The sequence below is a fragment of the Micromonospora inyonensis genome (assembly GCF_900091415.1).
In the GTDB taxonomy this organism is placed as follows: domain Bacteria; phylum Actinomycetota; class Actinomycetes; order Mycobacteriales; family Micromonosporaceae; genus Micromonospora; species Micromonospora inyonensis.
The window spans coordinates 2601874-2613399 of sequence record NZ_FMHU01000001.1 but is presented as its reverse complement, the minus strand read 5'-3'; the positions used below and the strand labels follow the sequence as shown (position 1 = coordinate 2613399).

Genomic DNA, 11526 nt, shown 5'->3' with positions numbered 1-11526 from the left:
GCGGTCCGCGTGGTGGAGTCGGCTTGCGGGGTGCTGCCCCCGGAAGGGGCTTCTACTACGGGGGGTAGGATTGGCGCGTGACGCGGCTGGGGGACCTTGAACGAGCGGTGATGGACGTGCTGTGGGACGGCGCGTCCGGTGACACCGAGGGCGGGGCGACCGTCCGCGAGGTGGCCGACGCGCTGGCCGCCCGCGAGCTGGCGTACACCACGGTGATGACCGTGCTGGACCGGCTCGCGGGCAAGGGCATGGTGGAACGCGAGCGGGAGGGGCGGGCCTGGCGCTACCGCGCGGCCGCCACCCGCGAGGCGCACATCGCCCAGCTCATGCTCGACGCGCTCGACCTCGGCGGCAGCCGGGACGCGGCGCTGGTGCGCTTCGCCCGGTCGGTCACCGGCACCGAGGCCGACGTGCTCCGGGCCGCGTTGAACGCGCAGGCGGGCCGGGCGACCGGGCCGGGACGCCAGCCGACCGACCCGGTCGACGCGACACGGGAGCCGACGCCGGTCGACAAGAGCCCGGACCGGTAGGGCGCGGGCCGTGGCGTACGCCCTGCACTTCGCCGTGACGGTGCTGGCCTGCTGGCTGACCGCCCAGGTGCTCGCCGCCGCCAGCTGGCCGGGACGCAGTCCCCGGGTGGCCATCCTCTGCTGGCAGGGGGTCGGGCTGGCGCTCGGCCTCTCCGCCATGGGGGTGCCGATCGCCCTCGGGCTGGCGCCGTACGGCCTGCCGACCGGAAGTGCGCTGCTCGCCCTCGCCGACGACCTGGTCCACGACACCCTGCCGCCCGGCCTCGGGGTGTTCCACCTGGCGGGGGTCGGCATCGGGTTCGGCATCGGCACGATGCTGCTGGCCACCACCGTCCGCAGCGTCGTCGGCACGGTACGCGCCCAGCGCCGGCACCGGGACCTGCTCGCCCTGGTCGCCCGGGACGACCCGGCGGTCCCCGGCGCGCTGGTGCTCGACCACCCGTGCGCGGCGGCGTACTGCCTTCCCGGGATGCGACCCCGGGTGGTCGTCAGCGCCGGCACACTCGACCTGCTGGACCGCGCCGAGCTGGCCGCCGTGCTCGCCCACGAGCGGGCGCACGCCCAGGAGCGGCACGATCTGGTGCTGCTGCCGTTCACCGCGCTGTCCCGGGCGCTGCCGTGGTTCGACTGGGTCCGCGCCGCACACGAGCGGGTGGCGCTGCTGGTCGAGATGCGCGCCGACGACAAGGCCCGGCAGGCGCACACCGAGGTCCCGCTGGCGGATGCGCTCCGCCGGTTCGCCGCCGCTGGCAACCGGGTCACCCCCGCCGGCGCGCTCGGGCTCGGTGACCGCGACCTCGATCTGCGGGTACGACGACTGCTGGTCGCGCACCGGCCACCCCGGCTCCTCGGGGCCACCGTGCTCGCCCTGACCACCACGCTGGCCGCGCTGCCGGTCACCCTGTTCCTGAGCTGAACCCCGGCCGGCGTGGCCGCCGGTGGACCCGGTCCGACCCGGTGACGGACGTCGAGCCGCCGGGCGACACGCCGAGAACTACAACTCGTAGTAAAAGATGTGCATAAGTAGGTGATCTACCTGTAGGCTCCCGGGAAAAAGCGACACTCCCCATTGGAGCCGGCCATGGACCCGCTGCTGTTAGCGCGACTCCAGTTCGCCACCACGACGTCGATCCATTTCCTCTTCGTCCTCGTGACACTGGGCCTGATCACGTTACTCGTCTACCTCCAGACGGCGTGGGTTATCACAAAGAAACCGGTCTACGAGCGGATGACCCGCTTCTGGGGCACGCTCTACGTGATCAACTACGTGCTCGGCATCGCCGCCGGCGTGGTCCTGGAGTTCCAGTTCGGGCTGAACTGGAGCGGCCTGTCGAAGTACGTCGGCAACGTCTTCGGCGCGCCGCTGGCGATCGAGACGCTGACCGCGTTCTTCCTGGAGTCCACCTTCCTCGGCATGTGGATCTTCGGCTGGCACCGGCTGCGCCGGGGCGTCCACCTGGCGCTGCTCTGGGGCGTGGCGCTGACCGCGTACGTCTCGGCCTTCTGGATCATGGCCGGCAACGCCTGGATGCAGAACCCGGTCGGGTACGAGATGCGCGACGGCATCGCCCACCTCACCGACTTCTCCGCCCTGGTGACCAACCCGGCCTTCACGATGGCCTTCGTGCACGCCACGCTCGCCGCCCTGGTCACCGGCGGCATCCTGATGGCCTCGATCAGCTCCTGGCACCTGATCCGACGCACGGCCGACTTCGAGCTGTTCCGCAAGTCACTGCGGATCGGCCTGGTCACCGCCGCGGTCACCGTCGGCCCGCTGCTGCACTTCGGCTTCATCCAGCTCGCCGACATGACCCCGCTCCAGCCGACCAAGTACGGCACCCCGGAGCAGAAGGAGGCCAAGATCGCCGAGCTGACCGCCACCTTCGGCCCCGGCGACTACGAAGCGCCGACGGCCTTCCTGCACAGCCTCAGCTTCATGTTCATCATCGGCTTCCTGCTGGCGCTGATCTGCCTCCAGTTCGTGCTGCTCCCCAAGGACCGGCTGATCCGGCTCCGCTTCCCGCTCTGGATCCTGCTGTTCGCCCTGCCGCTGCCGTTCGTCGCGGCCATCCTCGGCTGGCTCGCCCGCGAGATCGGCCGTCAGCCCTGGGCGGTGTACGGGGTGCTCCGGGTGGAGGACGCCGTCTCACCGGTCAGCGGCGGGATGATGCTCACCTCGTTCCTCGGCTTCACCCTGCTGCTCGGCACCCTCGCGGTCATCAACTGGACCCTGATCGCCAAGCACGCCGCCCGGGGTGCCCACGACGACCTAGCCCTCGGCCGCCCGCCCGAGCAGCATCCCGCCGACGACCGTCCCGACCCCGCCTTCGTCTGAGGAGCCGACCGTGGAACTCGCCTGGTACGCCCTCCTGGGCGCCTTCTTCGCCGCCTACCTGGTGCTCGGCGGCTACGACTACGGGACCGGCCTGATGCTCGCCCGGACCGGTGACCCGACCGCCCGGCGGGGCCTGCTCAACGCGGTCGGCCCGTTCTTCCTCGGCAACGAGGTCTGGCTGATCGCCGCCGTCGGCATCCTCTTCGGCGCGTTCCCGATCCTGGAGGGGGAACTCCTCGCCGGCCTCTACCCGGCCTTCGCCGGGGCGCTCACCGGCGTGATCCTGGTCACCGCCGCCGTGCAGTTGCGCAGCCGGCCGGCGGGCGACCGGGCGCGTGCCGCCTGGGACCGGGTCATCGTCGTCGGCTCCGCGCTCGCCGCGCTGGGCTGGGGCGCGGTGCTCGCCGGCATGCTCCAGGGCGTACCGCTGAACGCCGAGGGCAGGGTGGTCGGCATCGGCCACCTCTTCACCCCGTTCGCGCTGGTCGCCGCGGTGACCATGGTGGCGCTGGTGGCCGTGCACGGCGCGGCCTTCCTGGCCCTGCGGCCCCCGACCGACGAGGCCGGGCCGATCACCGCGCTGGGCCGCCGGCTGGTACCGGTGGCGCTGGCCGCGAGCGTCGTCACCACCGCCGTGGGTCTGCTCTCCGACCGGGTACGCGACGCGGCACAGCAGCCGGCTGCCGCGATCGCCATGCCCGTATTGCTGGTGGTGGCCCTGCTGGTGGCCCTGGTCGGGTTCGGCCGCCGGAGCCCCGGCCTGGCCTTCACCGCCACCAGCGCGGCGCTGGCCCTGCCGGTGCTGCTGGTCGGGGCGACCCTCTGGCCCAACGCGCTGTACTCCACGATCGACCCGGCGGCCAGCCTGACCGTCGCCGACGCGGCGGCCAGCGGGCCGACCCTGCGCCTGCTGGGCTGGCTGACGGTGCCGCTTCTGCCGGCCCTACTAGGCTTCCAGGTGATGTTGTGGTGGGTCTTCCGCGGACGGACCGGCGGCAGGGCACCGGTGTACTGGTGATGCATCGGTGAACCGTCGTCCCTTCGACCCGCGTCTGCTGCGCCGGGTCCCCGCGGTCCGGCGTCACCTCGCCGTGCTCGGCGGGCTCGGCGTACTGACCGCGCTCCTGGTCGTCGCCCAGGCCACCGCGCTGGCCGTCCTCCTCGCCACCGCCTTCGACGGGCGGCTGCACCGGGGGGCGCTCGCCGGCCTCGTCGCGGCGGTCGCCGCCCGCGCGGCGGTGGTCTGGGCCCAGGGGACGGTGACGGCACGGGCCGCGGCGACGGTCAAGGCCACCCTCCGCGCCGACCTGCTCGGCGCGGTGGGGCGGCACGGACCGGGCTGGGTGGCCGGGCAACGGGCCGGGCAGCTCGCCACCCTGGCCGGGCGCGGCCTGGACGCCCTGGACGCCTACTTCACCGGTTACCTGCCCCAGCTCGTGCTGAGCGTCACCGTGCCGGTCGCGGTGCTGGCCCGGCTGGTCCTCGCCGACTGGAGTTCGGCGCTGATCGTCCTGGCGACGCTGCCGCTGATCCCGATCTTCGGCGCGCTGCTCGGCTGGCAGGCGCAGGCCGCCACGGAACGGCAGTGGCGTCGCCTCTCCCGCCTCGGCGGGCACTTCCTCGACATGGTGGCCGGGCTGGCCACCCTGCGGGCCTTCGGCCGGGCGCGGGCCCAGGTGGACGTGGTGCGGCGGATGGCCGACGGGCACCGGGTCGCCACCATGCGCACCCTGCGCATCGCCTTCCTCTCCGGGCTGGTGCTGGAGCTGGTCGCCACCCTCTCGGTGGCGCTGGTCGCCGTCCCGGTCGGCGTACGGCTGCTCGGCGGCGGGCTCACCCTCACCACCGCGCTGCTGGTGCTCCTGCTCACCCCGGAGGCGTACCTCCCCCTCCGGGCGGCCGGTGCCCGGTTCCACGCCAGCATGGAGGGGCTGAGCGCACTCAACGACGCCTTCGCCGTGCTGGAGGGGGCGGACGCCACGCCTGAGGCACCGACAGATGAGGCACCGGCCCCCGAGGTGCCGGCTGGTGAGGTGCCTGCCGCCGAGGTGCCTGCAGGGGCCCCCTGTTCGACAAAAAGCGGTAGCAGGGGACCCCTGCTACCACCCCACCCCGGCGAGATCCGGTTCGAGGCGGTCACCGTGGCCTACGAGCGGACCATCGCGCTGCGGGACGTCACGCTGACCGTCCGCCCCGGCGAACGGATCGCCGTCGTCGGGCCGAGCGGGGCCGGCAAGAGCACCCTGATCGGCCTCCTGCTGGGCTTCGTCACCCCGACCAGTGGCCGGGTCACCGTGGACGGCGTCGACCTGTCCACCGTCGACCTGGACGACTGGCGTCGCCGGCTGGCCTGGGTGCCCCAGCGGGCCCACCTGTTCGCCGCCACGCTGGCCGACAACATCCGCCTCGGCGCGCCGGAGACCCGTCCGGGTGCGCTCGCCGCCGCGGTCCGGGCCGCCGCGCTGGACGAGGTGGTCTCCGCGCTGCCCGACGGGCTGGAGACCCGGCTCGGCGAACGCGGCCACGGCCTCTCCAGCGGTCAGCGGCAGCGGGTGGCGCTGGCCCGGGCGTTCCTCCGGGACGCCCCCGTCGTGCTGCTCGACGAGCCCACCGCCCGGCTCGACACCGCCTCGGAGGCCGTGGTGCTGGACGCGACCCGTCGGCTCGTCGCGGGGCGTACCGCTCTGCTGGTGGCACACCGTCCGGCGTTGCTCGCCGACGCCGACCGGATCCTGCGGGTGGTCGACGGGCGGGTCACCGAACTCACCCGGACCGGAGAGGTTGTCGGATGAGCCAGCCGGACGCCGGGTCACCGGACGGATCCGCCACGCCCCTGGCGGGGGTGTCGGGGCGACTGGGGGCCGAACGGGCCGTCCTGCGGCTGGCCCGGCCGTACCTGCGCCGGCTGCTCGGCGCGGGCCTGCTCGCCACCGCCACCGAACTGGCCGCCCTGGCCCTCATGGCCACCGCCACCTGGCTGCTGATGAGCGCCGCCGGCCGGCCGCCCCTGGACCGGCTGACCGTGGCGATCGTCGCGGTCCGGGCGCTCGCGATCGGCCGGGGCGTGCTGCGCTACACCGAACGGCTCGCCGGGCACGACGCGGTGCTCCGCATCGTCACCGACGTGCGCGCCCGGGTCTTCGCCACTCTCGCGGCCCGCCGGCCGACCGCCGAGCAGCGCTCCGGGGACACCCTGAGCCGGCTGGTCTCCGACGTGGACACCGTCCAGGACCTGCTGCTGCGGGTGCTCGTACCGGGAGCGGCGGCGGCCCTGGTGAGCGTGCTCGCGGTCGTCGGGGCGGCGCTGGTGTCCCCGGCAGCGGCCGGCTGGCTCGCGGTGGGTCTGCTGGTGGTCGGCGGCGCGCTGCCGCTGCTGGCCGCGGTGCTGACCCGGCGCGGTGCCGCCGAGGTGGCACCGCTGCGCGGCGCGCTCGCCTCGGACGCGGTGGACCTGACCCACGGTGCCGCCGACCTGGCCGCCTTCGGGGCGACCGGTGCGGCCCTGCGCGCGGCGACCGAGCGGGCCGACCGGCTCGCCCGGTTGGAGCGTCGCCTCGCCACCACCGGCTTCGCGGTGGACGCCCTCGGCGTGCTGGTCGCCGGGGCGACCTGCGCGGCGGTCGTGGTCGCCGCCCTCCGGGCCGACGTCTCCGGGGTGCTGGTCGGAGTCCTCGCGGTGGGCACCCTCGCCGCTGCGGAGGTGACGTCGGCGCTGGTCGGGGCCGCTCGCCAGTGGACCGGGCTGCGGGCCGGGCTGAGCCGGGTCGCCGCGTTGCTGACCGCCCCGACGGATGCCCCGTCGACCGGGGACCGGCCGGTGCCCGGCGCAGCCGGACACCACGTACGCCTCGACCGGGTGAGCGTCCGTTACCGGGACGGTGCCCCACCCGCGCTGGACGGGGTGGACCTCGATCTTTCCGCCGGCCGCCGGGTCGCCGTCGTCGGGCCGAGCGGGGCCGGCAAGAGCACGCTGGCGGCCGTGCTCACCGGCGTGGTGCCACCGGACCGGGGCCGGGTGACCCTGGACGGGGTCGAGCTGTCGGCGTACCAGGCGGAGGAACTGCCCCAGGCCATCGGCGGCCTGTTGGCCGAGGCGCACGTCTTCCACGCCACCGTCCGGGAGAACCTCCTCCTCGGCCGCAGTGGGGCCGACGACGCGGCGCTCGACTCGGCCGCCCGGGCGGCCGGGCTGCTCGACTGGGTACGCGATCAACCGGAGCAGTGGGACACCGTGGTCGGCGAGGACGGCGGGCAGCTCTCCGGCGGCCAGCGGCAGCGGCTGGCGCTGGCCCGGGCGCTGGTGGCCGCGCCGGGTCTGCTGGTGCTGGACGAACCAACCGAGGGACTCGACCCGGTCGCCGCCGACGCGGTGCTCGCCTCGACGCTGGCCGCGGTGCCCGCCGAGCACTCGGTGCTGCTGATCAGCCATCGGCTCAGCGGCCTCGCCGGCTTCGACGAGGTCGTGGTGCTGGACGCCGGCCGGGTGGTACAGCGGGGGCGCCACGACGAGTTGGTGGCGACGCCCGGCTGGTACCGCGACCAGTGGCTGATCCAGGCTGCGGCCGAACAGGGCTACCTGGCCCTGGCCCCCTGACCGAGGGCGGACCGGCGGCGGACCGGCGACACGCCCGGGCCGGGGCAGGCGGTCGCCGGGCCGGTCGGGGTCAGGCCGTCGGCGGTGGCGCGTCCGGGCCGGTCGGGTCAGGCCGTGGCCGGCGGCGGCGCGTCCGGGTCGAGGAACCGCCCGACGGTGGAGCTGAACTCACGCCAGCCGGCCCGCTCGCCAGCCAGCGCCCGCCGCCCCGCGTCGGTGAGCTGGTACGTACGCCGCTCCCGCCCGTTGACGGTGTGCCAGGAGCTGGCCACGTAGCCGGCGCGTTCCAGCCGGCGCAGCGCCGGGTAGGTCGTGCCGGTGGGCAGATCCAGGCTGCCGCCGCTACGGACCCGGAGCGCCTCGATGATCGCGTATCCGTGCAGCGCACCATCCTCGAGCACCGCCAGGAGCAGGGCGTCGAGGTGTCCGTGCAGCGTCTGGCCCTTCACGACACCCACGCTACTGACTGTCCGGGACGTAGCCAACGGGGTGCGGGCACCGGTCCCGCCGGATCGCCCACTAGGGTATGTGCGCAGAGTCACCCGGCGGCACGGACTACCGCCGGGTGGGCAGCCCGAAGCACACGGAGGTCAGCGTGGCCCGCCAGTCGCCCCAACGGCCCGACGCCGACGAGCCCCAGCTCGACGAAGCGACCGCACCGACCGAGCCGGAGGAGGCCGGCGACACCGTCGCCAGTGCCGGCGAGCCGGACCGGTCGCTCTGGGAGGAGCTGCGGATCGCCCCGGTGGAGATCGCGCTGCCGGCCGGTTCCGGCTTCACGCTGCGCGCGTACCGGCCGGCCCGGGAGCTGACCCCCACCGACGTCGCCGAGCGGGACTCCGACGACCCGTTCCTGGCCCGCGGCCGGGAGGTCGTCGAGGAGGATGAGGACGACGAGACCGTCGTGATCCTCGACGAGGAGCTCGCGGATGAGTTCGCCGAGGCCGACGAGGAAGAGAAGAAGGCCGCCCGGAAGGACGACGAGCCCGAGGCGGACGCCGAGGACGAGACCGAGGACGAGGACGCCGCCGGCGACGAGGAGGTGCCCGTCTTCCTCAGCCACCGGGGTCGGCTGCTGTTGTTCAAGACGCCCGAGTCCCTGGTGAGCTTCGTCCGCTCCGGCGCTCCGCACGACATGTCCCAACTGGACAGTTGGGATGAACTGTCCGAACGGGTGGAACCGGCGGACATCGTCCCCCTCGACGAGGACGCCTACGAGCTCGACCTCGTGGTGGAGAACCTGCGCGGCGGGCACGACACCTGGGACGCGACCCTGCTCATCGAGGCCGGCGAGGTGGCCCGCGACCTGGCGTACGCGCTGCGGCTCCCCGCTGTGCTCGACATGCTCTCCGCCGGGTCCAGTCTGGACGACCTGGACGAGGCCCTGCGCGCCACGGTCGGCGGCGGGATCGGGGGCTTCATGGGCCGTCGGCGGCTGAAGAAAATCGGCGCCCAGACCGCCAGCCTGGGGTGGCGGACCATTGTCGGGAAGATCTCTGCGGTCGTGGACTGGCGCGACTGAGCTGTAACAGGGAGCATCAGTCTCTGGCACAGAAACCCGGGAGGAGGACGACGCCGTGGCGCTTGTGCGCGTGTACTGCGGTCTTGCCTCGGCCGACTCAGCAGACCGACCGGCTTCGGCCAGTTCGACGCTGACGTCCGCCGTGGTCGACGACGCAGGCCGGCTGCTCCACGTCTGCGAGATCGGCGACGATCCGGCCGGCTACGCCCGGCTCGTGGCGTTGCTCGTGGAACGGTCAGGCGGCCCGAGCGGTGCGGCGATCGCCGCCGACAGCGACGACCACACGGTCACCTCGCTGCTCAGCGCGGCCGGTCGGCCGCTCGCGATAGCCGACGACGACTCCGTCGACGACTTCGCCGAACGGTTCGCCGACGACGACTCGCTGGAGGAGATGCAGTCGCCGCCGGCGCAGCGCCGGGCGGTCGGGCTGGCCCGCGCGCTCCAGGCCGGCGCGCTCTCCGCGGTCACCCTGCCGGCCCCCCGCGACCTCGCCGGATACAAGCAGGTCCTGGCCGCGCACGCCGCGCTCGCCAACGGCCGGCACACCGCCGCGGTGGCCCTGCGTGAGGTGCTGCGCGAGCTCTATCCGGCCGCCCTGCGCGCCTACCCCGACCCGGCCGAGCCGGTCTCGCTGGCCGTGCTCGACGCCCTCCCGGAGCCCGGCATGCTGGGCGGCACCGTCGCCCGTGGCCGGGACGTCTCGGTCGCCGCGGACGCCATCGTCGCCCACCTGGCCGCCGACGGGGTGGCCGACGCCGACTCGATCAACGACGCGGTGACCGCGCTGCGGGTGGCCATCACCGAGACCCCGCGCCGGGCGGCGGTCAGCCGGGCGCTCACCTCCGCGGTGGCGGAGACGGTACGCCAGGCCGTCGCCGCCGTCCGCGCCTGCGACGCCGGGTGCGACGCCCTCGTCGGGGCGCTCGGTGCCCGGATCAGCGCCCCCACCCCGGTGTCCGGTCGGCGCGCCGCGCCGGTCGACGCCCGCACCGAGGTGGGCACCGGCGGCGGACTCCGCGCCGTCGACCCGGCCCCGCCGCAGCCGACCGGGCGACGTAGCCGGCCGGAACCCGTCGGTGGCGGTCTGCCCACTCCGCCGCGTCCGCTCGGCCCGCCCCCGGTGGCTCCGGCCCCGGTCGCGCCGCCACCCTCCGCGCCAGCTCCGGTCACTCCGGCAGCCTCGGTCAAGCCGCCGGTCAACGGCGCGCCGGGGCGAGGCGACACCCCGGTTCTCCCGGCGGCCCGCCGGGTGGACGGGCCGACGAACCGGCCGGTGTCCGCGCCGCCGCCACCCCCGCCCGGCATCACCCCGATCGCTCCGGCCCAGCGGGGCAACTCGCCGGCCGACGCGGGTGAGCCGTTCCGTCCCACCCTGACCACGGCCGCGATCAACAACGCCCGGGCCGAGCGGCAACGGACCATCATCCCGCCGCGTCCGAAGACCACCGGGGACTCCCCGACCGGCGGGTTCGCGGTCACCGACCTCAGCGTGCCGGTGCCGAACCCGGAGCAGGAGGCACCGCCACCGGGGTCCCGGGCCAACTGGCCACTGGTCAACAACCCGGAGGACCCGGCCGACAGTTCGCCCCGCAACCCGGTCGCGCAGTCCGCCCACGAGCGGGGCGAGCGGCAGATCGACGCGCACACCGACCCGGGGCGCCCGGAGGGCCGGGTCACCCCGCCCTGGCTGGCGGACGACCTGCCCCCGGAGCCACCGATGCTGCGCCTGGTGGAGCAGCAGGTGCCCGGCCAGGCGGACGCGCAGTCGGCCCCTGGCCCCCGGACCGCCCCGCGTACCGAGCGCGGCGGCGACCCCGTCGGCCCGAACGCCGACCGCAACGCCCGCACCGGGTTCGTGGCCCCGGCCGACGACCGGACCGTCGTCAATCCCCCGGCTGCTTCCCGCCCGGAGAACCCGCCGCTGCGGCTGGTGGACCGGAAGGACGCACCCCGTCTCCCCGAGCGGCCCACCGCCGAGCGCCGCCGGCCGCCGGTCTCCGACGAGAACGACGGTGACCTGCTCATCTTCGCCCAGGCCAAGTCCGCCTGGTTCGTCGGGCACTCGGACGACACCGACCTCGAATGGTCCAGCACGGCCGACAGCGGCTGGCAGGCCGCGGAGCAGGCGGCGAAGCCGGTCAAGGGAGACGAGACGCCGGCCGGGCTCCCCCGGCGGGTCCCCCAGGCCAACCTGGTGCCCGGCTCGCCGCTGCGCGAGGAACGTCCGCTGCGGATCGTCCGGGACGCGGCGCGCATCGCCGAGAACACCACCGGCTACTTCCGGGGCTGGCGTCGCGGGCAGGAGATCGGCGGATTCGCGGTGGGCGGTCGGCCGGGTCGTGAGGCCGCCGGTGGCTGGGACTTCACCCGCGACCACGGCGACCGCGACGACGACCGGGAGTACGAGTACCGCTCCGCCGGCCACCGCTCCTGACCCGACCGAGCCGCTTCCGTCCGGCGCGCCCCGCTCCGGCACGTGACGGTGGCTGGTCACGGGCGGCACTTCTGCGGTAGGCCCGCAGCGGTGTCGCCCGGCGGAGGCCGT

Annotated in this window: 9 protein-coding genes; 8 read left to right on the top strand and 1 reads right to left on the bottom strand. The window is 74.9% G+C overall.

Translation table 11 applies throughout. The features are described from left to right. Window positions 1-77: 77 nt before the first annotated feature. The 6 genes from GA0074694_RS11810 to cydC all read left to right on the top strand — a co-directional run bounded on the left by GA0074694_RS11810 (window position 78) and on the right by cydC (window position 7459). Window positions 78-530 (top strand): BlaI/MecI/CopY family transcriptional regulator, encoded by a 453-nt coding sequence (locus GA0074694_RS11810; protein WP_091456934.1) that lies wholly within the window; start codon window positions 78-80, stop codon window positions 528-530. A gap of 10 nt (window positions 531-540) precedes the next feature. After that, on the top strand, window positions 541-1446 hold the full coding sequence (locus tag GA0074694_RS11805; RefSeq protein WP_091456932.1) for a M56 family metallopeptidase: 906 nt from the start codon (window positions 541-543) through the stop codon (window positions 1444-1446). 165 nt (window positions 1447-1611) lie between these two features. Beyond that, the gene (locus tag GA0074694_RS11800; protein ID WP_091456929.1) at window positions 1612-2865 is read left to right on the top strand and encodes a cytochrome ubiquinol oxidase subunit I; all 1254 of its coding nucleotides are present in this window, start codon (window positions 1612-1614) and stop codon (window positions 2863-2865) included. Window positions 2866-2875: 10 nt separating this feature from the next. Then, the gene (locus GA0074694_RS11795) at window positions 2876-3883 is read left to right on the top strand and encodes a cytochrome d ubiquinol oxidase subunit II (protein ID WP_091456926.1); all 1008 of its coding nucleotides are present in this window, start codon (window positions 2876-2878) and stop codon (window positions 3881-3883) included. A 7-nt stretch (window positions 3884-3890) separates the two neighbouring features. Next, window positions 3891-5657: a thiol reductant ABC exporter subunit CydD gene (gene cydD / locus GA0074694_RS11790; RefSeq protein ID WP_091456922.1), complete on the top strand. Its 1767-nt coding sequence runs from the start codon at window positions 3891-3893 to the stop codon at window positions 5655-5657. After that, window positions 5654-7459 (top strand): thiol reductant ABC exporter subunit CydC, encoded by a 1806-nt coding sequence (gene cydC, locus GA0074694_RS11785; protein WP_091456919.1) that lies wholly within the window; start codon window positions 5654-5656, stop codon window positions 7457-7459. Before cydD ends, cydC begins: the two co-directional genes overlap by 4 nt. A 107-nt stretch (window positions 7460-7566) precedes the next feature. Here the strand turns inward: cydC and GA0074694_RS11780 are convergent, their stop codons facing one another. Further along, window positions 7567-7908 (bottom strand): PadR family transcriptional regulator, encoded by a 342-nt coding sequence (locus GA0074694_RS11780; protein ID WP_091459010.1) that lies wholly within the window; start codon window positions 7906-7908, stop codon window positions 7567-7569. A 116-nt stretch (window positions 7909-8024) separates the two neighbouring features. Between GA0074694_RS11780 and GA0074694_RS11775 the strand changes: the two genes are divergently transcribed. Next, on the top strand, window positions 8025-8981 hold the full coding sequence (locus GA0074694_RS11775) for a DNA primase (protein WP_091456915.1): 957 nt from the start codon (window positions 8025-8027) through the stop codon (window positions 8979-8981). A gap of 55 nt (window positions 8982-9036) precedes the next feature. Then, window positions 9037-11415 carry a serine/threonine-protein kinase gene (locus tag GA0074694_RS11770; RefSeq protein ID WP_091456912.1) on the top strand — a complete coding sequence of 793 codons (2379 nt, stop codon included), beginning with the start codon at window positions 9037-9039 and terminating at the stop codon, window positions 11413-11415. Window positions 11416-11526 lie beyond the last annotated feature (111 nt).